The 23225-nt window shown below is 64.6% G+C and carries 18 protein-coding genes and 5 tRNA genes; 13 read left to right on the plus strand and 10 right to left on the minus strand.

Annotated elements, in window-relative coordinates:
- Positions 1-44 precede the first annotated feature (44 nt).
- The 6 genes from ACRCYW_RS16900 (at position 45) to ACRCYW_RS16925 (ending at position 2228) form a co-directional block, all read left to right on the plus strand.
- On the plus strand, positions 45-1424 hold the full coding sequence (locus ACRCYW_RS16900; RefSeq protein ID WP_438551190.1) for an MATE family efflux transporter: 1380 nt from the start codon (positions 45-47) through the stop codon (positions 1422-1424).
- A 253-nt stretch (positions 1425-1677) separates the two neighbouring features.
- A tRNA-Val gene (locus ACRCYW_RS16905) sits at positions 1678-1754 on the plus strand.
- Between the two features lie 11 nt (positions 1755-1765).
- A tRNA-Val gene (locus tag ACRCYW_RS16910) sits at positions 1766-1842 on the plus strand.
- A 68-nt stretch (positions 1843-1910) separates the two neighbouring features.
- Positions 1911-1987, plus strand: a tRNA-Val gene (locus ACRCYW_RS16915).
- Positions 1988-2045: 58 nt separating this feature from the next.
- A tRNA-Val gene (locus ACRCYW_RS16920) sits at positions 2046-2122 on the plus strand.
- Positions 2123-2151: 29 nt separating this feature from the next.
- A tRNA-Val gene (locus ACRCYW_RS16925) sits at positions 2152-2228 on the plus strand.
- 147 nt (positions 2229-2375) lie between these two features.
- On the opposite strand, the gene ACRCYW_RS16930 is transcribed toward ACRCYW_RS16925, so the two are convergent.
- On the minus strand, positions 2376-4817 hold the full coding sequence (locus ACRCYW_RS16930; protein WP_438551191.1) for a DNA polymerase II: 2442 nt from the start codon (positions 4815-4817) through the stop codon (positions 2376-2378).
- A gap of 178 nt (positions 4818-4995) precedes the next feature.
- On the opposite strand from ACRCYW_RS16930, the gene ACRCYW_RS16935 reads away from it, so the two are divergent.
- Positions 4996-5643, plus strand: coding sequence for a hypothetical protein (locus ACRCYW_RS16935; protein ID WP_438551192.1), 648 nt, complete (start codon positions 4996-4998; stop codon positions 5641-5643).
- 40 nt (positions 5644-5683) lie between these two features.
- Positions 5684-6568: a pirin family protein gene (locus ACRCYW_RS16940; protein WP_438551193.1), complete on the plus strand. Its 885-nt coding sequence runs from the start codon at positions 5684-5686 to the stop codon at positions 6566-6568.
- Between the two features lie 88 nt (positions 6569-6656).
- Here ACRCYW_RS16940 and ACRCYW_RS16945 read toward each other — a convergent pair whose 3' ends face one another.
- From ACRCYW_RS16945 to ACRCYW_RS16960, 4 genes are all read right to left on the minus strand, one after another.
- The gene (locus ACRCYW_RS16945; protein WP_438551194.1) at positions 6657-7517 is read right to left on the minus strand and encodes a PA4780 family RIO1-like protein kinase; all 861 of its coding nucleotides are present in this window, start codon (positions 7515-7517) and stop codon (positions 6657-6659) included.
- Positions 7518-7755: 238 nt separating this feature from the next.
- Positions 7756-8754 (minus strand): LpxL/LpxP family acyltransferase, encoded by a 999-nt coding sequence (locus ACRCYW_RS16950; RefSeq protein ID WP_438551195.1) that lies wholly within the window; start codon positions 8752-8754, stop codon positions 7756-7758.
- A gap of 152 nt (positions 8755-8906) precedes the next feature.
- Entirely contained in the window at positions 8907-9896 is a 990-nt protein-coding gene (gene lpxM / locus ACRCYW_RS16955) for a lauroyl-Kdo(2)-lipid IV(A) myristoyltransferase (RefSeq protein ID WP_438551196.1), read from the minus strand.
- A gap of 234 nt (positions 9897-10130) precedes the next feature.
- Positions 10131-11111, minus strand: coding sequence for a TDT family transporter (locus tag ACRCYW_RS16960; protein WP_438551197.1), 981 nt, complete (start codon positions 11109-11111; stop codon positions 10131-10133).
- Positions 11112-11214: 103 nt separating this feature from the next.
- Between ACRCYW_RS16960 and ACRCYW_RS16965 the strand changes: the two genes are divergently transcribed.
- Positions 11215-12114, plus strand: a complete 900-nt coding sequence (locus ACRCYW_RS16965) for a LysR substrate-binding domain-containing protein (protein WP_438551198.1) — start codon at positions 11215-11217, stop codon at positions 12112-12114.
- A gap of 119 nt (positions 12115-12233) precedes the next feature.
- Here ACRCYW_RS16965 and ACRCYW_RS16970 read toward each other — a convergent pair whose 3' ends face one another.
- The 3 genes from ACRCYW_RS16970 to ACRCYW_RS16980 form a co-directional block, all read right to left on the minus strand.
- A complete protein-coding gene (locus ACRCYW_RS16970) occupies positions 12234-13232 on the minus strand; it encodes a Gfo/Idh/MocA family protein (protein ID WP_438551199.1) in 999 nt (332 codons plus the stop codon).
- 38 nt (positions 13233-13270) lie between these two features.
- A complete protein-coding gene (nfo, locus tag ACRCYW_RS16975; RefSeq protein WP_438551200.1) occupies positions 13271-14116 on the minus strand; it encodes a deoxyribonuclease IV in 846 nt (281 codons plus the stop codon).
- 125 nt (positions 14117-14241) lie between these two features.
- On the minus strand, positions 14242-16293 hold the full coding sequence (locus ACRCYW_RS16980; protein WP_438551201.1) for a glycoside hydrolase family 3 protein: 2052 nt from the start codon (positions 16291-16293) through the stop codon (positions 14242-14244).
- Positions 16294-16523: 230 nt separating this feature from the next.
- Between ACRCYW_RS16980 and ACRCYW_RS16985 the strand changes: the two genes are divergently transcribed.
- Positions 16524-17534: a helix-turn-helix domain-containing protein gene (locus tag ACRCYW_RS16985; RefSeq protein ID WP_438551202.1), complete on the plus strand. Its 1011-nt coding sequence runs from the start codon at positions 16524-16526 to the stop codon at positions 17532-17534.
- On the opposite strand, the gene ACRCYW_RS16990 is transcribed toward ACRCYW_RS16985, so the two are convergent.
- Positions 17514-18437 (minus strand): LysR family transcriptional regulator, encoded by a 924-nt coding sequence (locus ACRCYW_RS16990; RefSeq protein WP_438551203.1) that lies wholly within the window; start codon positions 18435-18437, stop codon positions 17514-17516. The genes ACRCYW_RS16985 and ACRCYW_RS16990 overlap by 21 nt on opposite strands.
- A gap of 125 nt (positions 18438-18562) precedes the next feature.
- Here ACRCYW_RS16990 and ACRCYW_RS16995 point away from each other — a divergent pair, with 125 nt between their 5' ends.
- Positions 18563-19321, plus strand: a complete 759-nt coding sequence (locus ACRCYW_RS16995) for an SDR family NAD(P)-dependent oxidoreductase (protein ID WP_438551204.1) — start codon at positions 18563-18565, stop codon at positions 19319-19321.
- A gap of 99 nt (positions 19322-19420) precedes the next feature.
- On the opposite strand, the gene ACRCYW_RS17000 is transcribed toward ACRCYW_RS16995, so the two are convergent.
- Positions 19421-20854: a glycoside hydrolase family 1 protein gene (locus tag ACRCYW_RS17000; protein WP_438551205.1), complete on the minus strand. Its 1434-nt coding sequence runs from the start codon at positions 20852-20854 to the stop codon at positions 19421-19423.
- A 139-nt stretch (positions 20855-20993) separates the two neighbouring features.
- Here ACRCYW_RS17000 and ACRCYW_RS17005 point away from each other — a divergent pair, with 139 nt between their 5' ends.
- Together ACRCYW_RS17005 and ACRCYW_RS17010 are read left to right on the plus strand one after the other, a co-directional pair.
- Positions 20994-21881, plus strand: coding sequence for a LysR family transcriptional regulator (locus ACRCYW_RS17005; protein WP_438551206.1), 888 nt, complete (start codon positions 20994-20996; stop codon positions 21879-21881).
- 180 nt (positions 21882-22061) lie between these two features.
- On the plus strand, positions 22062-23117 hold the full coding sequence (locus tag ACRCYW_RS17010; protein ID WP_438551207.1) for an NAD(P)-dependent alcohol dehydrogenase: 1056 nt from the start codon (positions 22062-22064) through the stop codon (positions 23115-23117).
- Positions 23118-23225 lie beyond the last annotated feature (108 nt).

Raw genomic sequence — 23225 nt, forward strand, 5'->3', positions numbered from 1 at the left:
TCATCCGTTCTTTCTCTTTCTATCTGATCCATTCGGAGGTGTCAGTGCAACGTTATTGGTCCGAGGCGAAGCAACTCGTTCGCCTAGCCAGTCCCATTCTGGTGGCCCAGGTGGCCCAGGTCGCCATGAGCTTCGTGGATACCGTGATGGCGGGCCAGGTCAGCGCCGTGGATCTCGCGGCGGTGTCGGTGGCCTCCAGTTTCTGGCTGCCGATCATCTTGCTGACCCAGGGCATCATCATGGCCCTCACCCCCATTGTTTCCCAGCTCAACGGGGCCCGCAAACGGGACGAGGTGCGCCCCGCCGTGCACCAGGGCTTCTGGCTGGCGCTGATGGTGATCCCGATCGCCATGCTGGCGCTCTATTTCAGCCCGCTGGCGCTGCACCTGATGAAGGTGGATCCCGTCATGGCCGCCAAGACCACCGGCTTCCTGCACGCCATCATGTGGGGCCTGCCCGCCTTCGTGCTGTTCCAGGTGCTGCGCAACTTCAGTGAGGGGCTCTCCCACACCATGCCCACCATGGTGATCGGCTTCGTGGGGCTGGCGGTCAATATTCCCGCGAACTACATCTTCATTCACGGTCACTTCGGCATGCCCAAGCTCGGTGGCGTGGGCTGTGGCGTGGCCACCGCCATCGTGCTCTGGGCCATGCTGCTGGCGATGATCCTCTATGTGAAGTTCTCCTCCCACTTCAAGAAGATCAACCTGTTTGCCAACCTGGCCCGCCCCAATGGCAGCCGGATCTGGCGCCTGTTCCGCTTGGGCTTTCCCATCGCCATGGCCATCTTCTGCGAGGTGACCCTGTTTACCGTGGTGGCCCTGATGCTGGCCCCCTTCGGCGCAGAGACGGTGGCAAGCCACCAGATAGCCCTGAACTTCTCCAGCCTGGTGTTTATGCTGCCGCTCTCCATCGGGGTGGGTGTCACCATCCGGGTCGGCCACAGCATCGGCGAGGGTCAGCCCGAGCACGCCCGAGTCGCCGCCCGCACCGGCCTGATGCTGGGCATGGCGGTGGCTGCCGGTACCGCCGCCCTCACCGTGCTGCTGCGCGAGCATATCGCCAGTATCTACACCGACGACATGCAGGTGATCACCCTCGCGGCCATACTGCTGTTCTTCGCCGCCATCTATCAGATCTCCGACTCGGTGCAGGTGGTCGCGGCCGCAGCCCTGCGCGGCTACAAGGACACCAAGGCGATCTTCTACGTCACTATCGTCGCCTACTGGGGGCTCGGACTGCCCACCGGCATGATCCTGGGGCTGACCGACTGGGTGGTGCCGCGCATGGGGCCACAGGGCTTCTGGGTCGGCTTTATCGTCGGCCTGACCGGCGCCGCCCTGATGCTGGGCGCCCGCCTGCGTCATATCTATGGCCGCTTCGCGAGCCCGGAGGCCTGTACGGCGCTTTCCCGGGCTCAATAAACAAGCCCGGCAAGAGACGCTGCGAGGCGTGCTATATGAGCGCCTCGCCTGCAAAATCAACAGGCTGCGCAAGAACTGGGCAAACAGTCTCCTTTGTGCATGTCCCTTGTTGACAGCCTTGGGGGCCATGGGTAGTATGCCGACCACGCCAGCAATGCTGGCGTTGTTGAAGTGGGTTTAACGCTCAGTTGGTCAGAGCATTACCTTGGCATGGTGAAGATTGTGTCGTTGGTTCGAATTCATTTCATCGAGTGGGTTTATAGCTCAGTTGGTTAGAGCACTACCTTGACATGGTAGGGGTCGTTGGTTCGAATCCAATTAAACCCACCACTTTTCGTGATGCGTCCTTAGCTCAGCTGGTTAGAGCACCACCTTGACATGGTGGGGGTCGGTGGTTCGAATCCACTAGGACGCACCATCACGACACGGGAATAATGTGTGTCCTTAGTTCAATTCACTAGGGCTCACTGTAACGACACAGAATTTGCGTCCTTAGCTCAGCTGGTTAGAGCACCACCTTGACATGGTGGGGGTCGGTGGTTCGAATCCACTAGGACGCACCATATTGCCGTGAATGAAACCCTTGGTTTGCACTCACGGGGATAAAGCGATAGATGATGTGGGTTTATAGCTCAGTTGGTTAGAGCACTACCTTGACATGGTAGGGGTCGTTGGTTCGAATCCAATTAAACCCACCACTTATCGTAAAAGCCGCACAGCGCACCCTGCGTCCTTAGCTCAGCTGGTTAGAGCACCACCTTGACATGGTGGGGGTCGGTGGTTCGAATCCACTAGGACGCACCAGATTTGAAGAGCCCGCTTGATAGCGGGCTTTTTGCATTGAACTCGCCTCCCCCTACTTCGTTCTCACCACTGCTCTCCCCACATCTTCCTGTTTATTCTTTTTCTTTGCACAGCTGCAGCAGCTTTCACTCCTACTGCCTCTTGGGGCTAGAAGAGATCCAGCTGCTGGCCGCAGATCCGCTCGAACGACTCGCCGATAAAGGGCAGGATGGCGTCGGCAATGGGTTTTAGCTGCTTGTCGATGTAGTGCTCGTAGTCGATGGCGCTGCGCCTGTACTCCAGCGGCTCTGGCCCGTTCATGGTCACTAGATAGGCGATGGTGCCCCTGTGCTGATAGCGTTGGGGCCGACCTCGGCGCAGGTTCTCCTCGTCCGCCAGGCGCGCCGCCCGCACGTGGGGGGGAACGTTCTTCTGGTACTCCTCGAGCTTCTGGCGCAACCGCTTGCGGTAGACAAGCAGATCGTCGTGCAGGCCGGCCCGGGTCTCATCCACCATGGTGCGCACATAGCCGCTGGGATCCTGATCGTGAAACACCAGCTCATAGAGGCGGGTCTGGAACTGCTTGGCGAGCGCCGTCCAGTCGGTGCGCACCGATTCGAGCCCCTTGAACACCAGTTGCTCCTCCTCCCCCTCCTCTTGTGTCCCGACCAGGCCGGCGTAACGCTTCTTGCTGCCCTTGTCCAACCCACGGATGGTGGGCATCAGGAAGCGTCGATAGTGGGTCTCGTATTCGATCTCGAGATAGCAGGGCAGATCGAATTCCCGCTTGATCAGCGCCGTCCAATTGTCGTTGATCATGGCGGCCAGCCGCTTGCCGATCTCGTCCGCCTCCCCGGCCCTGACGGCCCGCCCCAGGTGGACGAAGGTGGAGTCCGTGTCCCCGTAGATCACCTCGAAGCCCTCCCCCTCTATCCACTCCCGGGTCTGCTGCATGATGCCGTGGCCGCGCAATGTGATGGAGGAGGCGAGGCGGGGATCGTAGAAGCGGCAGCCCCCGGAGCCCAGCACCCCGTAGAAGGAGTTCATGATGATCTTGATGGCCTGGGAGAGCGCCTTGTTCCTGGCCGCCTTGGCCCTGTCCCGCGCCGCCCAGAGGGTGGCGATGAGATCCGGCAGGAAGTGGCGGGTACGGGAGAACAGGGCGCCGCGAAAACCGGGCACCGCGGTAGCGGGCTGTTGCAGCCCTTCCACCAGCCCCATGGGATCGATGCAGAAGGTGCGGATGATGCTGGGATAGAGGCTCTTGAAGTCCAGCACCAGCACATGGCGATAGAGGCCGGGCTTGGAGTCCATCACATAGCCGCCTGGGCTTGCCAGGCCACCGTCGGCGGGTAGGTTGGGGGCCACATAGCCGCCCCGGTGCAAGCGCGGCAGATAGAGGTTGGTGAAGGCCGCCACCGAGCCCCCCACCCGGTCCAGTTCGAGGCCGGTCAGGGAGGCTCGCTCGATGGCGAAGAGGATTAGGTGGCAGTAATCGAAGATCTCCCACACCAGCTTGCAATCTTCCAGGTTGTAGCGGGCGAGTGCTTCCTTGTCCGAGTGGAACAGCTCGGTGATCTTCTCCCCCCGGTTCGCCACATCCTCGATGTCCTTGCCGCGGCCCAGCAGTTCGCTCGCCACCGAGTCCAGGCTGTAACTCGCGAACTGCCAGGTGGCGCTTTTCAGGGTATCTATGCCGTCCAGCACCATGCGGCCCGGGATGATGACGTTGCCGGTCTGGGGATCGCCCCGGGAGGAGCGCCAGAAGCAGAGCTCGCGCCCCCGCCCGATACGTAGCCGCCGCCCGCCGAGCTCGGCCCGGCGCAGCAGCAGGCGAAAGTCGAAGTTCACCACATTCCAGCCGATCACGAGATCGGGATCGTGGCGGTTGAACCAGGCCTCAAGGGCGCCGAGCAGGGCATTTTCATCCGCCACCCACTCTATGGTTGTCTCCCAATCTTCGGATCCCGCCTCAGGCACCCCTATTATGATGACCCGCGCATCCTGCTCGCTGTAGAGCCCGATGGAGAACAGGGCCCCGTCCATGGCGCACTCCACATCCAGCGACACCCAGGAGAGCTCCGGGGTCACCCCCTGGGGGGCGCAGCGCGCCTGCTGCACCTCCCAATAACCCTGCTTGCCCCCCTTCTTCACCGGCTTGCCATCGAAGCGGATGCCAGCGGTGATGAAGCGCTCCATCAGGTAGCGCTCCGGCAACCGGATATCCGATTCGAAGTGTTCGAGGCCTCGGATGAGCAAGAGCTCGATGGCCCGGTGGAAGGCGCTCAGGGTGGAGAAGTAGCAGCCCACCACGGCCCGGCCGTCGAAGGTATGCATGGGCAGACGGCGAAACCGCCCGCTCACCCCGGCGCCCTTGAACAGCTCGGCCGCCTCCTGCATGTGGTGCTCCGGCAGGAAGAACACCGGCTCCTGCCCCGGCACCACCAGGCGCACCGGTCCCTTGGCGCTCCAGAGCCACATCACTATCTCGGTGTGGGATCCCACGCCGTCACGCCCGCGTACGTCCCGCCCGTGACGGGTCAGGATGAAACCGTCCTGGGGAGGTGTATCCGGTGAGAGAGGGGGGCTGGGGGCTGGGGTCACGCTCATGGGGGCATAGATAGGGCCTAGGATGGACCTATTGTACGTTCATACAGTACCTGGCCGCAAATGCCATGAAAGCAGACTCTGGGCGCAGCTTTTCCCCCTGAGTCTGCCATCCGGGAGCGGATTGGTGCATATTAACCTTACCATCAGTCATCGCTGGATAGGCGGCACCGGAGACCCCATGCGCACTGCCCTGCTCATCCCCCTGCTGGCCGCCGGCCTCATTGGCTGCGGCTCCTCCTCCTCGGTCGGCGTGGGCGCCAGCACGGGGGCCTATTACGGCAGCGCCTATCCCTGGTGGTATGACGACTACTTCAACTACTGGGATCACTACTACCCCTGGTGCTGCGACAACCAGGGGGATTTCGACGAGCTCATCAAGAAGTGGTGGAGCGGCCTGGACGCGGACCGCCAGCAGGAGATCAAGGACAAGTTCCACGACTGGCAGGATAACCACGGGGAGGCGGATCTCGCGGCCCTGCGCGGAGATTTCGCCAGCCGCTGGCATGCCATGTCGCCAGAACAAAGAGAGGCGCTGCGGGAGAACAGCAAGCTGCGTCCGAGTGTCAGCAACCCGGATAGAACCGCGCGCTCCCCCCTTGACGACAGGGCCGCCGCCAGAGCCGGGGGGGAGCGCAGCGCCCTGCTCCCCACCACCCGGCCCCAGGCGGACGGCGGCTTGCTGACACCGAGTCCCGCAAGGACCCGCCCAGAGCTGCAACCCAGGCCCCATCTGCCGACTAACCTGGCCGTTCCCACCCATAGGCCCCCCATGCCCCACCGGATGGCGCCGCCCATGCGCAGTTTCCCGGGGATGCGCCGCCGTTAGGGAGAAGCCCCTTCTTTCCCCCTTGTTTAAGGAGCACCACATGACACAGCAATGGCAACGCATCCCCTCCCGCATCACGGACGTGGGGGGCATACCGGTCGCCCGCGCCATCCCGGTCAAGGAGAGGCGCACCATAGGCCCCTGGTGTTTTCTCGATCATATAGGGCCGACCCGGTTCGCCCCAGGCGCCAGGGGGATGAATGTCGGCCCCCATCCCCACATCGCCCTGCAGACCTTCACCTGGATGCTGGAGGGGGAGATATTGCACCGCGACAGCCTCGGCAGTGAGCAGGTGATCCGCCCGGGTCAGGTCAACCTGATGACCGCCGGGCGCGGCATCGCCCACACCGAGGAATCGATGCCGGGCCATGATGACCTGCACGCCGCCCAGCTCTGGATAGCGCTGCCAGAGGCAGATCAGGATACCCAGCCCCGCTTCGATCACTACCCGGACCTGCCCAGCTGGCTGGAAGGCGGGGCCACCTTCACCCTGCTTGTCGGCGAGCATGGAGGGCGCCAGGCCCCCACCCTGCGCTTCTCCCCCATGCTCGGCCTGGATCTGCACAACGGCGGACAGGCAGAGTCGACCCTCTCCCTCCCCCTGGATCCTTCGTTCGAACACGGCCTGTTGCCCCTGCAGGGTGAACTCACCGCCTCGGACAAGCCCCTCGCCCCGGAAGAGCTGCTCTATCTGCCCCCAGGGACAGAGCAGATCGCACTCCGCCTGGCCCCGGGGACCAGGGTGCTGGTGATAGGCGGCGAGCCCCTGGCCAAGCCCCTGCAGATCTGGTGGAACTTCGTGAGCTTTGACAGGGAGGCCATTCGCACTGCCGCCGCCGACTGGGAGAGCGGCCATCCACGCTTCGGGGAAGTGGTGGGCTACGCCGGCCCTCGCCTCAGCGCCCCACCCCTGACCGGGCTCTGATAGCGCGACACAAACGAAAAGAGCGCCATAGGCGCTCTTTTCTTGTCTGCGTTGACGGCGAGGCGGGAGTCCCGCCCTGGCTCCAGGCTCAGAACCCCTCTTCCTGCTCCGCCTGCTGGCGGGCTCGGCGCGCCATCGCCTCTTCCTGGGCGCTCTCGATCTCGTGCAACACCCCATCCAGATCGATGGCCGCGGTGCTCTCCTCGAAGAGGCCGGTCAGCTCGGTCTCCGGGCCCAGCTTGCCATCTTCGAACAGGGCCCACATCTCCCGGGCGTAACGGGTCTTGAGCAGCTCGGGGGCGTACATGCCGTAGTAGTTGCGCATATTGTTGACGTCCCGCTCCAGCATGGCCCTGGCCTGGTTGTTGGCGGCGGCATTCACCACCTGGGGCAGGTCGATGATGACAGGCCCTTGCGCATCCACCAGCACGTTGAACTCGGAGAGATCCCCGTGGATGAGGCCGGCGCAGAGCATACGCACCACATAGCGGATCACCTTGCCGTGATCGATGAGGGCCTGCTCCGGAGAGAGCGCCACGTCGTTCAGGCGAGGCGCCACATCGCCATCCTCGTCGGTGATGAGCTCCATCAGCAGGACGCCGTCCAGGCAGACATAGGGTTTGGGCACCCGCACATTGGCGGCGGCCAGCTTGAACAGGGCATCCACCTCGGTGTTCTGCCACACCTCTTCATGCTGCCTGCGGCCGTATTTCGAGCCCTTCTCCATGGCACGGGCATCGCGACTGCCCCGCACCTTGCGCCCCTCCTGATAGACCACGGCCTGTTTGAAGCTGCGCTTGGACGCCTCTTTATAGACCTTGGCGCAGCGGATCTCGTCGCCGCAGCGCACCACATAGACGTCGGCTTCTTTGCCGCTCATCAGCCGGCTGATGACATCGTCGACCAGGCCGTCATCAACCAGAGGTTGGATTCGATTTGGAATTTTCATGACCGCCCTTTTACCTTATTTGCACCTTGTTTGCACTCTGTTTGCACCTCGTTTACCCCCGGCAAGATAACGCGAGCCGACGCCCGCTCGCCATCCCCCATCGAGGGCCGCACTGCCAGCGCTTGCCGCACCGCGCTCCCCGGCGCCAAAAGGATATGCCTATCCCCGGGCTCTTGCCCCGGATCGAGGAAAATCCCGGGCCATGTCATGCAAAACGGCCCGCAAGGGGCCGTGAATGTCACTCGGGATCCGGGGGCAGCCCCTGGCGGATGCGCCTTATCCCCTCCTCATAGAGGCCGTCCTTGCCCTCGTTATCCTCCTGAGTCTCGAAGATCTTGAGGAACCACATGTACTGCTCCGGGAAGCGGGTGAGCTGCCGTTCCACCATGCGGTTCATGGTGTTGACGTCGGCCATCAGATCTTCGGTGGGGTAAGGGTCGAACGGCGCCTCTATCTCCATCCGGTAGCAGTGCTCATCCTCGTCATAACAGGCCAGAACCGGCACCGCCCTGGCGCCGGTCAGCTTCACCAGCTTGGGCAGGGCCGGCAGGGTCGCCTTGGGATGGTTGAAGAAGGGCACGAAGAGGCTGGCATCGCGGCCATGGTCCTGATCCGGCAGGTAGAAGAAGCTGTCCCCTGAGCGCAAGGCCTTGATGGCCGGCTTGATGCCGACGCTGCGCTCATAGACGCGGCCACCCTTGCTGCGCTCGCGGTTGATGTACCAGTCGAACACCGCATCCTTGGGGCTCTTCATCATGGTGCACAGGGGCACCCCTTCGTTGGTGATGAAGCGGCCTATGGTGTCCACCGCCCAGGTGTGGGGCACCACGAAGATCATGGGGCGGCCGGCGGCGCGCTCGGCTTCGATATGTTCCCAGCCCCGCACCTTCATGCGCCCTTTCAAGTAGGCCTTGCTGCGCCAAGTCATCTCGCCAAAGCCCATGAAGGTCTTGAGACCCGTGCGGATGGACTTGAGCAGCAGCGCCTCACGGCCCGCCTCGTCGAGTTCGGGGAAGCAGATCTTGATGTTGGTCTCGGCGATGTAGGCCTGTTTCTTGGAGTAGCGCAGCAGCAGGGGGGCCATGGCATCGGCCAGCCGGTCACGCAGCCTTGCCGGTGTCCAGGCCAGCCCAAAGAGCAGGCCGAGGGCCAGCCAGCTGCCCCACCATTTGGGGTGCAGCAGACGGGGATGAAATGAGGTGTCGAACACCGGATCTTGTGCGGACATGGTCGTCATCGAATCGTCAAAACAGACCGTTATTTTAGTGATCCTGACAGTTTTATCTACCCTGTGGCCGCCACAGCCCCTTCCCAAGTCACTGATCAGACTAGTTAGAAACAAAAAATGGCCCACATGGGGCCATTTTCAAGCGACTCTTCAGCCTGGGTTCAGGAATGGGGCGCCAGCCCCCGGCGGATACGCCTGATCCCCTCCTCGTAGAGGCCGTCCTCCCCCACCTGATCCTCGCGGGTATCGAAGATCTTGAGGAACCACATGTACTGGCCCGGATGGCGAGTCAGCTGGCGCTCAACGCTGTCGTTCATGCGGCAGGTGTCTGCCAGCAGATCATTGCTCGGGTAGTCGGCGAAGGGGGCCTCTATCTCCAGCCGATAGCCGTGGGTCGCCTCGTCATAGCAGGCGAGCACGGGCACCGCCTTGGCACCGGTCAGCTTCACCAAGCGCGGCAGGGCCGGCAGGGTCGCCTTGGGGTGGTTGAAGAAGGGGGCGAAGATGCTCGCCTCGCGGCCGTGATCCTGATCCGGCAGGTAGAAGAAGCTCAGGCCGGATTTCACCGCCTTGATCACCGGCTTGATGCCGGCGCTGCGCTCATAGACCCGGCAGCCGTTCTTGGCGCGCTCGCGGTTGATGTGCCAGTCGAACACCGGATTGCGGGCGCTCTTCATCATGGTGCACATGTCGAGCCCCTGGCGGGAGAAGTAGTAACCCGCCGCGTCGATGGGCCAGCTGTGGGGCACCACCAGGATCACCGGACGACCGGCGGCCTGCTCGGCTTCGATATGCTCCCAGCCGCTGACCTGGATGCGCTTCATCAGGTGCGCCGGGCTGCGCCAGGTGAACTCCCCAAAGCCCAGCAGGCTCTTGAGACCCACCCGGATGGAGGTCATCAGGATGGCATCGCGCTCCGCCTCGCTCTTCTCCTTGAAGCAGATGGCGAGGTTGGTGCGGGCGATGTAGATCTGCTTCTTGGAGAACCTGAGCACCAGGGGTGCTAGGGCGTCCGCCAGCTTGTCGCGCCAGCGCGGCGGCACGAAGGCGAACACGCCGAGGGCACCGAGGGCCAGCCAGCTCGGCCAGTAACGGGGGCGCAGCAAACGGGACTGAAACGAGCAATCAAATACGGGATCTTGGGAGGACATGGATAGGTCAAATGATAGAGATCAGCATTGGTGGCCATCCTGACAGGTAATACCAGTTAACACCACCTTAATCTTGGCTGAATCACCGACTATTTGAGCCGTTTCACGGATTGACAAATGCAAAGCATCCTCATTTCCATGTCCCGGGGTCCATGCATGACTCCGATGCCGAAGACAGAAGCAAGACACCCCGCCAGGCGGGGTGTCTTGAGATGAATGCATCAGGCCGGCGCCTTAGCGGTGGGCCGGCTCTCCCTCCACGGAGGCAGACGCGCGTGGCAGCAGGGCCATCAGGTAGCGCAGGGCCACATAAGTGACCACCAGGGTCGCCACCGCGAGCTCCAGATTGGCCAGCACATTGATCTGGGCCACGTAGTGCGCCGCCACCGGCCACTGCGACAGCAGCTGACCGACCTTGAACAGGGCGGTGGAGCCGATCACCAGAGGGAAGGTGAAGGCGGCAAAGCCCGGGGAGAACGGCAGGCGCAGCAGCTTGAACAGGGAGAGATAGATGATCCCCGTCATCAGCACGGCGATCCCGAGCAGCACGGCCACCAGCAGCAGGGAGGGCTCGGCGGTCACGGTCAGGTAACCGGCCAGGGACAGGCTGGCGGGAGCGGCCAGGATGGCGATGGTCGGCTTGGCGGCGTCCGGCACCTCGTGGCTGAAGATGAGGCGATAGAGCATCAGGGGCAGCATCAGGCCGTAGCAGACGAGGCCAAACCAGAGCAGCACGTTGGCCAGCTCGGCGAAGGGGCCCCCCGGGTAGGCGATGTCCGCGACTATGATCCCCACCGGCGGCACGAACCAGCTCGGCACCATGTGATGGATCTCGAACTCTTTCGCCCTGTGCCAGACGAAGGTGGCGAGGAACGCCAGGTGCAGCACCACGGCAAACAGCCAGAGCCCCTGCCCCAACGCCGGATCCAGGTGACCGATGGCCTTGGAGACCACCATGGTGGCCATGGCATAGGTGGGCACCACGCTGCCCACCACGGGGTGGGCGAGATCCTGCCACAACAGGCGCGGGTGCAGCAGGAACTTGCCGGTGAGGACGAGGAGCAGCACGGCGGCGATGGCGGCCCCCAGCAGTTGCAGGCGACCATCGAACTGACCGGCATTTTCCCAGCACCAGCCGAGGCTGGCGATCCCGAGTGCCAGCCCGGCCATGGGGGTCGGGGCAGCAGCCAGAGAACGACGGGTACGTGCGATCATGTTGGATATCCTCTTCTTGATGGTGATGTCCATAGGATAAAGGGGCGGGATCGTTTACGATATCTAAATGAATTGAATCAAGCGTTCAGGAAAACCAAACAACATGAAGCTCACCCTGCAACAACTCAAGGTGTTCGCCACCATAGCCCGCCACGGCAATCTGGGGCTCGCGGCCAACGAGCTATGCCTCAGCAAGGGGGCCGTCTCCCAGTCGTTGCAGGAGCTAGAGCGCCAGCTCGCCACCCCGCTGTTTGACCGCGTCCACCCCAGGTTGCAGCTCAACAGCGAGGGGCTCTTGCTGCAACCGGCCGCCGAGGAGCTGCTGACCCGGATGCAGGAGATAGAGCAGCTGTTTAGCCCCGACGCCGAGCCCGCCAGCCAGCTGCGCCTCGGCGCCAGCCAGACCATAGGCAACTACCTGCTGCCGAGTCTCTTGGCAGAGAGTGCCAAGGAGCTCGGGCTCCCCCCCAGGGTGACCATCGCCAACACCCACCTGCTGTGCCACGCCCTCGCCCACTTCGAACTGGATCTCGCCCTCATCGAGGGGGAGAACCATCACCCTGAACTGGTGAGCGAACCCTGGCTGGAAGACGAGATGCTGATCGTCGCGCCCCCCCATCACCCCCTGGCCGGACGGCTGGAGCTGCCCCTCGGCCAGCTCGGTGGCGAGACCTGGGTGCTGCGCGAGCCCCAGTCCGGCAGCCGCGAGCAGTTCGAGCAGCAACTCCAACCCAGGCTGCCGCGCTGGCAGGCGGGGCTGGAGCTCAACACCCTGGAGGCGGTGATGCTGGCGGTGGAGCACGGCCTCGGCCTCTCCTTTATCTCCCGCCTCGCGGTCTCTGACCGCCTCGCGAGCAGCCGCCTGGTGGCTCTCACCCCCAGTCGCCGCTTCCCGCGCCAGCTCTCCCTGGTCTGGCACAAGCAAAAATACCACTCCGCCACCCTGCGCCGTTTCCTGGCATTCTGCCGCGCCCAGCAACTCCCCGCCCCTCGCGAGCGCTGATGCCGCGAGGGGCTGTGCACGCCTCGGGGAGCAGATCGCAGTACTGCAATGACGGGTGCCGCAATGACAGAGGGCGCCGCGGCGCCCTCTGTTGATCAAGACAAGGTGACCTCGAGTGATCACGCCCTTTCGTCGGAAGCAGACGCCAGCCCCCCCTCGACCCAGCCCAGCACCTGCCGGGTCAGGGCCTGGGGCAGCCAGGGGGAGTCCAGCAGGCCCTCCTGCACGCAGCGGGCGAAGTGATCCGCCTCGTGCTGCATGCCACCCCCGTCCACCGGCTGGACGATGTCCTCAGGCCAGCCTGCAAAGGTTTTTTTCCCTTGCAGGCGCACCCCTTGCGGGTTCCACCACTTGCCCTCGATGATCAGGGTCCAGCCATCGCCAGCGAGGCAAGCGGCCTTGTCGAGATCCTCGACGATGGAGGCCCCCAGCTCGGCCCGGATCCCTCCGTCGAAGCTGAACCGGGCGCTCAGGTCCACCTCCCCGGGGGCGCGCTGCAATCGCACCTCGGGTTCCCCCGCATCCAGCCCCAACTGCCTGCAGCAGGCGGCGTAGAGCCAGAGCGGATAGACTCCCACATCCCAGCTCGCGCCCCCGTCCAGGGCAGGATCGAACAGCTTGCCATCAGGAGCCTGCACCGAGCCGAAGGCCGCCCGCAGGGACAAGGGCCCGGGCAGGCCGGGCAGGCGTGCGAGCAGGGTGCGCATGGCGGGGAAACACATCACCTTCATGGCTTCGAGCAGCAACACGTTGCGCTGCCGGGCGAGCGCCACCAGCTCATCCCAATCCTCCTGCCGGGTCACGGCCGGTTTTTCCACCAGCACGTGCTTGCCCGCCAGCAGCATCTCTTTGATCAGGGCGGCATGCTCCGGGTGGATCACCGCCACATAGACGGCGTCCACCTCCGGGCTCTGTGCCAGCGCCCGATAGCTGCCAAAGGCGAGCGGCAGCGCCAGCTCCTGGGCAAACTCATCGGCCCGCCCCTGAGCCCGGGCGGTGATGGCCACCACCCGCCCCAGGCTGGCGTGCTGATTGACGTCGCGGCAAAAACGCCGGGCGATGGCCCCGGCGCCGGCAATCCCCCAGCGCAGTGGCGCTGCCTCTCCCTGTGCTTGCATCTTCTCTCCTGCTTCGTTGTTGACTCTGACGGCGGCCGTTACGCCTTGGCCAGGCTGCGCAGCCAGCGAATCTCATCCCCCCAGATGGACTCGTCTATGGTCTCGAGGATGAGGGGAATGTTGTCGAAACGCGCGTCGTTCATGATGTGGTGGAACACCGCCTCGCCGAGGTTGCCCTGCTGCAGGCTGTGGTGGCGATCCACCCGGCTGCCGAAGGTACACTTGGCGCCGTTGAGATGCATCCCCTTTAGGTATTCAAAGCCGACGATGTGATCGAAATCGGCGAACACGGCGGCGCAGCTCTCGGCGCTGCGCAGATCGTAGCCCGCGGCGAAGGCGTGGCAGGTGTCGAAGCAGACCCCGACCCGGCTCTTGTCCTCCACCCCGTCGATGATGGTGGCGAGGTGCTCGAACGACCAGCCGAGGTTGGTGCCCTGACCGGCGGTATTCTCGATCACGGCGGTCACCCCCTGGCTGCGTTCCAGCGCCCAGTTGATGGACTCGCTCACGAGTTTCAGGCTGGCGGCCTCCGGGATCTGCTTCAGGTGGCTGCCGGGGTGGAAGTTCAGGTAGCAGAGCCCGAGCTGCTCGCAGCGCTTCATCTCATCGAGGAAGGCATCCCGGGACTTGGCGAGGCCGTCGGGATCCGGGTGGCCCAGGTTGATGAGGTAGCTGTCGTGGGGCAGGATCTGCTCCGGGCGAAAACCCGCCTTCTCGCAGGCAGACTTGAAGGCGCGGATGCTGGCGTCCGAGAGGGGCGCCGCCTGCCATTGGCGCTGGTTCTTGGTGAACAGGGCGAAGGCATTGGCCCCGATGGCCTGGGCTCGGGCGATGCAGTTCTCCACCCCGCCGGCCGCACTGACGTGGGCACCGATAAATTTCATAGGATCTCCTCTTTGGGGCGCCATTATGCCCAAGCCCTGCCCCGGCGCCAAACCGGGATCTTAGATGGCCCCCATAGAAAAGGCGCCCGCAGGCGCCTCGTTCATCGTACTTTCTCACTCACCACTCAGTAGGCGAGGCCGGCGCCATAGGCGAAGAGCGGGTCCCGGGAGTCGCTCGCCACATCCGAGTCCTGAGCCAGCACCGCCTGCCAGCTGGAGGGGAGCTCGAAGGGCAGCTTGCCGCGGGCCTTGGCCTTGCCGCTCATCACATCGAACAGCGCCTGATCCAGGGCGCCGAAGTTGGCGAGCAGCACCTGGGCCGCCGGTGCCACCTCGGTCAGGATGGCCGGCCTGTCCAGATAGACAGACAGCACCAGGGGCACCCCGGCTTGCTGGATGGCCTGGATGACCGCCAGCTCGTCGCTACCGTGATAGCTGCCCTCGTGGGCCGTCTCCTGCACCACCTGATCGGCGCTGGCGAAGCCGAGCTGACCGAAGGGGATTGTCCCGAACGGGAAGCGCGCATCCTGCTCGCTCGGGGTGTTGACCCGGGCGATGGCGAGATCCGCCTGGGCCAGATCGGTCACCACCGTATAGCCGTTGGCCTTGGCCACCTCGGCATTGACCTGATAGAGGTAGACCCGCTTGCCCTCAGCCTGCATGGGCAGCAGGGAGCCTTCGTTCTTGAGCAGCACATGGGCCGCGGCCTGGGCGGCCTGAGCCTCTTGCTGGAACTCGGCCTTGCCCACCAGGGCGACGGCGGCCGCGGTATCCACGTAGGGGTCTTCAAAGAGCCCCAATTCGAACTTCTGCTCCAGGATGCGGCGGGCGGCGGTGGAGAGCTGCGCCTCGCTCACCAGACCGGCTTGCACCGCCTCCAGCAGCGGCGCCGGATCCTCCACCCCGCCGAATTGATCCACCCCGGCGCCGATGGCCTTGGCGTAGCGCTGGGCCTTGGTCAGGTTCTCTACCCCCCAGGACATGCCAAAGGGCACAGACCAGGGGCTGACACCCGCATCCACCTCGGCCTGACTCAACCCCTCCTCACAGCGTGTGTTGCAGTCGTTGATGATGCCCCAGTCGCTCAGCACCACCCCCTCAAAGCCGAAGTGACCGCGCAAGAGGTCCGTCAGGATCTGGCGATTGAAGCCAAAGCCCACCTCCTCGATGGCCTGACCCTCATAGGTCAACCCCTCCGGCAGGGCGTAATAGGGCATGACGGCTCCCACCCCGGCCTCGAAGGCCCCCTCGAAGGGCACCAGGTGATAGGCGAAGTTGTTGCCCGGATAGACCTGCTCCTTGCCCCAGGGGTTGTGGGCATCCAGCCCGTCCTTCTGGGGACCGGCCCCGGCGAAGTGCTTCACCACTGTGATCACGCTCTCCTTGCCTATGCCGTCGTCCCCCTGCTGGAACCCCTCGATATAGGCCTTGACCAGAGACTTGGCGGCCTGGTTGTTCTCGCCGAAGGTGCCGTTGATACGGCCCCAGCGCGGCTCGGTGGCGAGATCCGCCTGGGGAGAGAGGGCCTCCTGGATGCCCACCGCCCTGTACTCCTGACGGGCGATGTCGGCGAAGCGGCGCACCAGCTCGGCATCGCCGATGGCGGCGAAGCCGAGGGTCTCCGGCCATTGGGAGAAGGCCCCGGCGGCGACGCTGGTGGCCTTGGGATCGTTGGTGAAGTGGTTGCGGGGATCCGTGCTGACGGTCATGGGAATGCCGAGCCCCACCCCTTCCAGCAGGGCCTGGATCCGGTTGTTGTCCTCGGCGATGGACGCCGGATCCCCCGCCATGCGGGTGATGAAGGTGTTCACCCCATCGGTCTTGAGCATCTTGTCCATGGCGCCGAGGTTGACGCGCCCCTCCCCGTCCAGCACCAGGGTGCCGTGCATCATCAGCCCCGCCTTCTGGGCCAGGGTGAGGCGACCCACCAGATCCTGCGCCCGCTCGGCGGCACCGAGGCGCCAGTCTTCATAGGGGGTCAGGCTGCCGCTGCCGTCCAGATCCTTGAACTGCAGCCCATCCTGTTCGATCAGGCTGGCGGTGCGATGGCCCAGGGTGGGCTGCGCCGGCTTGGGGGTAGAGTCGTTGTCATTGCACCCTGCTAGCAGCAGGGCCCCTATGCTCAGGGCGAGGCGGCTCAGGGCGAGCGGGGTCAACGCGAGACGATGGTGTGTCATTATTGTTCTCTTCCTTGTGTGTGTAGGTCCGGTCACTCTATGCAAAACGGACCCGCCCCACTTGTCCTCAGGGTGCAGGAAGTTGACGGTTCGGAGCAGAGTTCAAAATTGTGAAAAGGGTTGCAGGATTACTCTTGGTTACAAAGTTGAAACATTAAGGGGAAGCTGGCTCACAGCAATTTTCAGCGGCTGACCGATGATGATGGGCCATCGTCGACAAGGATTTCGCCGTGAAAACTGTCTCAAACCGGATCGCCCTGCACTGCCTCCATCACTGGCAGCGGCAGGGACGGGATCCGGGCCAGCTGCTGCAGGGGGCCGGCATCGCCAGGGAGGAGCTGCTCCTTCCCCATGGCCGGATAGATGCGCCGCGCCACTTTCGACTACTGGCCCAGGTCGCCCCCCACATGGATCTGGCCCGCAACTGGGCGCCCCCCTCCCTCACCGGGCTCTTCAGCGACTACCTGCCGCTGGCGAGCCTCTGCTGCAACGCCGCCAGCTGGCGCCAGGCGCTGCACTTCTTCCTCTCCTTTCGTCCCCTCATCGGCGAGTGCGATCGCATCACCTTGCAGGAGGGGGACGAGCTAGCCCGCCTCAGCTACCACTCGGAGTCCGATCACCCGGACGTGATCGCCATGAGCAGCCTGGCCAACCTCTGCCACCTCTATGCCCTGCTCCAGTTCTACCACCCGGGGGCGGGCCAGTTGGAGCTGCCGACCCCGGTACGGCCCAAGTTGTGGCGCGAGCTGGCGGCCTGGCTCGGGGGGCGGCTGCGGCTCGGGGATGGCTATCGCCTCTGCTTCCCCGCCCAGCTGCTGGATGAGGCCTATGTGGGCCATAACGCCCCCCTGCAACCCCTGCTGCTGGGGGAGCTGGATACCCAGATGCAGCGGCTGCGTCCTAGTCCCCATTATCGAGAACAGGTGATCGGCCTCATTCGCCATCAGCTGTGGCAACAGGGGGCGGATCCGCGCACCCTGCTGGTCTGTGTCTGCGAGGCCCTGCGGCTGACCCGCTGGACCCTGCACCGCCATCTTCGGGAGGAGGGCTGCCACTTCTCGGCCCTGCTGGAGCAGGTGCGGCGGGAGGAGGCCTGCCGCCTGCTGCAAGACCCCAGCCTGCGGCTGCAGGAGGTGGGCGGGCGGCTCGGCTTCGCCAGTCAGAGCAGCTTCACCCGCTTCTTCAAGGAGGCGTTCGCCCAGTCCCCCAGCCAGTACCGCTCAAGGCGCAGCCGGGCCTGATGCGTCGCCAAGGGCATCCGTCAGCAGCGCTCCCAGCCAGTGGATGAAGGTCTGCACCCTGGGGGCCAGTTGGCGGCGATGGGCATAGAGGGCGTGGATGGGCAGGGGCGGTGCCTGCCAGGCGGGCAGGATGCTCACCAGCTCGCCGCTCGCCAGCAGCGCCTCCACCCCGACCCGAGGCATCTGTATGATGCCAAGCCCGGCCCGCGCCGCCGCGAGGTAGGATTCGCTGTCGTTCACCGTGAGGCTTGCCCCCATGGGCAGGGTGGCGGGACGGCCATCCTCTCCGAGATACTCAAAGCCGGGCTCGCCGCGCCCCTGCCCCGAGCCGTAATGAACCAATCGGTGTCTTGCCAGGTCGGCCAGGCTCTGCGGCACCCCATGGGCGGCCAGGTAGCCGGCGCTGGCGCAGTTGATCTGGCGGTAGTGACCCAGGGGGCGCGCCACCAGGCTGGAGGGCTCGAGGGCCCCCACCCGCACCACGCAGTCAAACCCCTCACGCACCAGATCCACCCGCCTGTCGGTGCTGCTCAGCATCAGCTGCAAATCGGGATGGGCCGCCAGAAACGCCGGCAGCGCCGGGATCACCAGATGACGGGCCATCCGGCTCGGCATGTCCACCCGCAACTGGCCCGCGATCTGCCCCGCCTGGCGGAACAGGCCGTCAAACTCCTCCATGTCCGCCAGCAGATCCCGGCAGCGGGCGTAGCAGAGCTGGCCGTCCGTGGTGAGCTGCACCCGCCTGGTGGTGCGCTGCAGTAGCCGGGTGCCCATGTGCTCCTCCAGTCGCCGGATGGCGGCGGAGAGGGTCGCCTTGGGGATCCCGAGCTGCTCGGCGCAGCGGCTGAAGCTCTCGAGTTCCGCGACCCGCACGAACATCTTCATCCCATCCAGTTGATCCATGGCCATTGTTATCCAAATCGGAACAGTGCATTCATTATCGTTATCTTTATCCAGCGTGGAAGCACAAATAGAGTGAAGGGGTCGGCTCGTCATGAGCCCTTTATTGTCCAGACAGGAGCCATACTATGACCAGACCCATCGCCCTCATCACGGGGGCCAGCCGTGGCCTCGGCAAGCACGGGGCCCTGGCCCTCGCCGCCAAAGGCGTCGACCTCATCATCACCTACCGCAGCCAGGCCGGGGAAGCGGCCGAGGTGGTGGCCAAGGCCCGGGCCCTCGGGGTGCAGGCCCAGGCCCTGGCGCTGGATGTGGGGGACAGTGCCAGCTTCGCGGCCTTCGCCGATGAAGTCAGCCTGCTGCTCTCCCGGGAGTGGCAACGAAGCCGGTTCGATTTCCTGGTCAACAACGCCGGCATCGGCATCCACGCCAGTTTCGAGCAGACCACGGGGCAGCAGTTCGACACCCTGCTCAACATCCACCTGAAGGGCACCTTCTTCCTGACCCAAAAGCTGTTACCCCTGATCGCGGACGGCGGACGCATCCTCAACCTCTCCACCGGCCTCACCCGCTTCGCCCTGCCGGGCTATGCCGCCTACGCGGCCATGAAGGGGGGCATAGAGGTGCTGAGCCACTACCTCGCCAAGGAGCTGGGCCCGCGGCGCATCGCGGTCAACGTGCTGGCCCCCGGCGCCATCGAGACCGACTTTGGCGGCGGCGCCGTCCGTGACAACCCGGCCCTCAATGACTTCGTGGCGAGCCAGACCGCCCTCGGCCGCGCCGGCCAGCCCGACGACATCGGCGGCGTCATCGCCGCCCTGCTCTCCCCGGACAGCAGCTGGATCAACGCCCAGCGCATCGAGGCCTCCGGCGGCATGTTTATCTAGCGAGCGAACCTGCCTGAGTGCTAGCCACCAACGACGAAAAAGGCCCCCGAGGGGGCCTTTTTATATGGGACGCTATCCTTGCATCCCTGGATAAGGGCGTTACAGCGTCTTGCCACCGCTCGCGATAACCGACTGATACCAGTGGAAGCTCTCCTTCTTGATGCGGTGCAGCGACCCACCCTGCTCGTCCCTGTCCACATAGACGAAGCCGTAGCGTTTCTGGTAGCCGTTGAGCCAGCTCAGGATGTCGGTAAAGGACCAGGCGCAGTAGCCGAGCAGCTCGACCCCGTCCTGCAGCGCCTCCTGGCAGGCCTTCAGGTGGCTCTGCAGGTAGGCGATGCGGTAGTCATCCTGCACCTTGCCATCTGCCGTGAGCTTGTCGAACTCGCCGAGACCGTTCTCGGTGATCATCAGCGGCAGGCCGTAGCGGGACGAGAGGCGACGCAGGGCGATGCGCATCCCGGTGGGATCGATGGCCCAGTCCCAGTTGCTGGTCTCGAGGTGCGGGTTCGGGGTGGTCCGGTAGAGACCCGGCACACCGCTGGAGGGGGTGGTGCCCTTCTGCCCCGTGGTGTTGATGCGCTGCATGGTCTGACCGCCGATGGGGTTGTCGGTGAAGGTCAGGGTGTAGTAGTAGTTCACCCCTATGTAGTCCGGGGTGCCTTCGCGCAAGAGCGCCAGATCCCCTGGCAGGATCTCCGGGGCCTCGCCGGTCTCCCTCAGGTAGGCGAGCGCCGCCTGGGGGTAGCGGCCGAAGCAGTAGGCATCCAGCCACCAGAGGTTGGTAAACTCCTCCGCATTCTCGAACGCCAGCATGTCGCTCGGGGCGCAGGAGGCGGGATAGGCCGGGGAGTAGGCGAAGCTCGGGCCGATGAGGCCACCCGGCACGTGCTGGCGGAACGCCTTGATGACCCGGGCGTTGGCCAGGAAGGCGATGTGGTTGGCGGCGAAGAAGCGCTTGCGGTCCTGCACCGCGGGCGGGTGAGTCCCCAACTGATAGGCATTGGTCAGGTTATAGTTCTGCTCGTTCAAAGAGACCCAGTACTTCACCTTGCCGGCGAAGCGCCGGTAGAGGGTGACGCAGTAGTGCTCGAAGTCGTCGATGATGCGCCTGTCTTCCCAGCCGCCGTACTCGTCCTGCAGCGCCTGGGGCAGATCCCAGTGGTAGAGGGTCAGCACCGGCTCGATGCCGTGGGCCAGCAGGCTGTCGATGAGCCTGTCGTAGAAGGCGAGCCCCGCCTCGTTCACCTCGCCGCGACCGCTTGGGAAGATGCGCGGCCAGCTCACGGAGAAGCGATAGGCCTTGAGCCCCATTTCCGCCATCAGCGCCACGTCTTCCTCCACCCGATGGTAGTGATCCACCGCCACGTCGCCGTTGCTGCCTTGGAAGGTCTTGCCCGGCAGCTTGGTGAAGCTGTCCCACACCGAGGGGCCCTTGCCGTCGGCATTCCAGGCCCCTTCCACCTGATAGGCGGCGGAGGCGGCGCCCCAGAGGAAGTCGGCGGGGAATGCTTTGTACTTGGCGTGATGCATCTGGTTTGTCTCCTTCTGCTAGAGGATGGGCGTTCAATCTGCACCCGAATATATTGGCATCAGCATCGAACAGTTCTAGAATTCCGTCCAATGACATTTTTGACCATTCAAGATTCCGTGAAGGAATGATGGAGCAGCGATGGAACTGAGAGACCTGAAGGCCTTCGTCACTTTAGGGGAAGTGCTGCACTTCGGCCAGGCGGCGGCCCGCCAGCACATCACCCAGTCGGCCCTGAGCAAGCAGATCAAACGGCTGGAGGCCGAGTGGGGGGGCGAGCTGTTCGAGCGCAGCGCCAGCAGCACCCGGCTCACCGGGCTCGGTCGCGCCCTCTACCCGGACGCCTGCGCCCTGGTGGCCCGGAGCGAGCAGCTCGGTCGCACCGCCCGGGATGTGCTGGCGGGCAATGGCGGCACCCTGCGCATCGGCTTCGGGGTCGCCACCAAGCTGCTGGTGCCCGCCGCCATCGCCCGTTTTCGTGCCAAGCGCCCCAGGGTCAATATCGAGCTCAACGATCTCTCCACCCATCACCAGCTGCTGGCGCTCGCCGAGGGGCGGCTCGATCTCGGCTTCTGCCGCCTGCCCGCCCCCAAGGGGTGGCACTTCCTGCCGGTGGTGCGGGCCCATTTCATCGCCGTGCTGCCCGCGAGCTACGCCGGGGTGAGCGGTCTCAAGGATCTGGTGGACAAGCCGCTCGCCATACTGCGCCGGGACAAGGCCCCCTCCTTTCACGATCAGTTCGTCCACTACCTGGCCCAGAGCGGGCTGCGCTTTCAGGACATCCAGTACGTGAATGACTTCGCCGCCGGGGTCGCCACTGCGGCAGCGGGCATCGCCTGGACCCTGGTCCCCTCCTCCACCACCATAGAGCACCCGGACGTCATCTCCCTGCCCCTCACCGAGCCCGAGGCGAGCTGGATCATCGGCCTCACCCGCCCGCCCCACGGCGACTCTCCCCTCATCGATGCGTTCTGGCAGACGGTGGCGGCGCTGCGGGATCCGGATCTCCCCCCCTTGCAAGCCAAATAGCCGCGGACCGGGCGCCTTGCCCATGGCTGCCGGACAGATAATCTGCCCACCCCCCTTGAGGGATCCGGCCCCGGGGTCAACACTCCATGGGCACCGCTGGCGGCACGGGCAAGGCGAGAGCAGGGCCCGGCCGTTCGCATCTTCAATCGGGCATCAGGCCCTGCAACGAGGGAGAACAGCATGACGATAAAAGTGCTCGGTTACGCCGCCCAATCGGCCCAGGCGCCATTGGCCCCCTTCCATTTCGAGCGTCGGGCCCCCCGCGCCGACGATGTGGTGATCGATATCCAGTATTGCGGCGTCTGCCACTCGGATCTGCACAACGCCCGCAACGACTGGGGCAACAGCCACTATCCCCTGGTGCCGGGCCACGAGATCATCGGCCGGGTGAGCCGGGTCGGCAGCGCCGTGACCCGCTTCAAACCGGGGGACAGGGTGGGTGTCGGCTGCATGGTCGACTCCTGCCAGCACTGTCGCCCCTGCGAGCGAGGGCTGGAGCAGTTTTGCGACGAGTTTCCCACCCTCACCTACAACGGCGTCGACCGGCAGGATAGCAGCCCCACCTTCGGCGGCTACTCGGAGCAGATCGTCACCCGCGACCGGTTCGTGCTGCACATCCCGGATGGCCTCAGCCTCGCGGGGGCGGCCCCTCTGCTGTGCGCCGGCATCACCACCTGGTCCCCCCTGCGCCACTGGCAGGCGGGGCCGGGCAAGCAGGTGGCCGTCGTCGGCCTCGGCGGGCTCGGCCACATGGCCTTGAAACTGGCCAATGCACTGGGGGCCGAGGTCACCCTCTTTACCCGATCCCCCGGCAAGGAGGATGACGCCTATCGGCTCGGGGCCCATCACGTGGTCCTCTCCAGCCAGGAGGCACAGATGAAGGAGGTGAAGGGCACATTCGATCTCATCATCGACACCGTACCCTATGTGCACGACCTCAACCCCTATCTGCCGACCCTGGCCATCGACGGCACCCTGGTGCTGGTGGGTTATCTCGGCGAGCTCGATCCCCTGCTCAACACTGTTCCCCTCGTCATGGGGCGCAAGTCGGTGGCGGGCTCCCTCATCGGCGGCGTCAAGGAGACCCAGGAGATGCTGGATTTCTGCGGCCGGCACGGCATCACCTCGGATGTGGAGACCATCGCCATCCAGGAGATCAACGACGCCTACGAGCGCATGCTGAAAAGCGACGTCAAGTACCGCTTCGTCATCGACATGGCCTCCCTCAAGGGCTGAGGTCCGCTCGGGGGGAACGGGCTTCCCCCCTTATTCTCTGTCGTTGCGTGCCAACCCTCAGGCTGGCTGGACGAGCGCCCCGGGCCCCCGAATGCGAGCACCGGGGCT

The sequence above is a fragment of the Aeromonas sp. genome, from assembly GCF_051657805.1.
Classification (GTDB): domain Bacteria; phylum Pseudomonadota; class Gammaproteobacteria; order Enterobacterales; family Aeromonadaceae; genus Aeromonas.

Coding starts and splice junctions, on each gene's coding strand:
- ACRCYW_RS17005 (WP_438551206.1), top strand. CDS start 20,994: ATGGAACTGAGAGACCTGAAGGCCTTCGTCACTTTAGGGGAAGTGCTG.
- ACRCYW_RS16980 (WP_438551201.1), bottom strand. CDS start 16,293: ATGACACACCATCGTCTCGCGTTGACCCCGCTCGCCCTGAGCCGCCTC.
- ACRCYW_RS16965 (WP_438551198.1), top strand. CDS start 11,215: ATGAAGCTCACCCTGCAACAACTCAAGGTGTTCGCCACCATAGCCCGC.
- ACRCYW_RS16960 (WP_438551197.1), bottom strand. CDS start 11,111: ATGATCGCACGTACCCGTCGTTCTCTGGCTGCTGCCCCGACCCCCATG.
- ACRCYW_RS16970 (WP_438551199.1), bottom strand. CDS start 13,232: ATGCAAGCACAGGGAGAGGCAGCGCCACTGCGCTGGGGGATTGCCGGC.
- ACRCYW_RS17010 (WP_438551207.1), top strand. CDS start 22,062: ATGACGATAAAAGTGCTCGGTTACGCCGCCCAATCGGCCCAGGCGCCA.
- ACRCYW_RS16950 (WP_438551195.1), bottom strand. CDS start 8,754: ATGACGACCATGTCCGCACAAGATCCGGTGTTCGACACCTCATTTCAT.
- ACRCYW_RS17000 (WP_438551205.1), bottom strand. CDS start 20,854: ATGCATCACGCCAAGTACAAAGCATTCCCCGCCGACTTCCTCTGGGGC.
- ACRCYW_RS16995 (WP_438551204.1), top strand. CDS start 18,563: ATGACCAGACCCATCGCCCTCATCACGGGGGCCAGCCGTGGCCTCGGC.
- ACRCYW_RS16935 (WP_438551192.1), top strand. CDS start 4,996: ATGCGCACTGCCCTGCTCATCCCCCTGCTGGCCGCCGGCCTCATTGGC.
- ACRCYW_RS16990 (WP_438551203.1), bottom strand. CDS start 18,437: ATGGATCAACTGGATGGGATGAAGATGTTCGTGCGGGTCGCGGAACTC.
- ACRCYW_RS16940 (WP_438551193.1), top strand. CDS start 5,684: ATGACACAGCAATGGCAACGCATCCCCTCCCGCATCACGGACGTGGGG.
- ACRCYW_RS16930 (WP_438551191.1), bottom strand. CDS start 4,817: ATGAGCGTGACCCCAGCCCCCAGCCCCCCTCTCTCACCGGATACACCT.
- nfo (WP_438551200.1), bottom strand. CDS start 14,116: ATGAAATTTATCGGTGCCCACGTCAGTGCGGCCGGCGGGGTGGAGAAC.
- ACRCYW_RS16945 (WP_438551194.1), bottom strand. CDS start 7,517: ATGAAAATTCCAAATCGAATCCAACCTCTGGTTGATGACGGCCTGGTC.
- lpxM (WP_438551196.1), bottom strand. CDS start 9,896: ATGTCCTCCCAAGATCCCGTATTTGATTGCTCGTTTCAGTCCCGTTTG.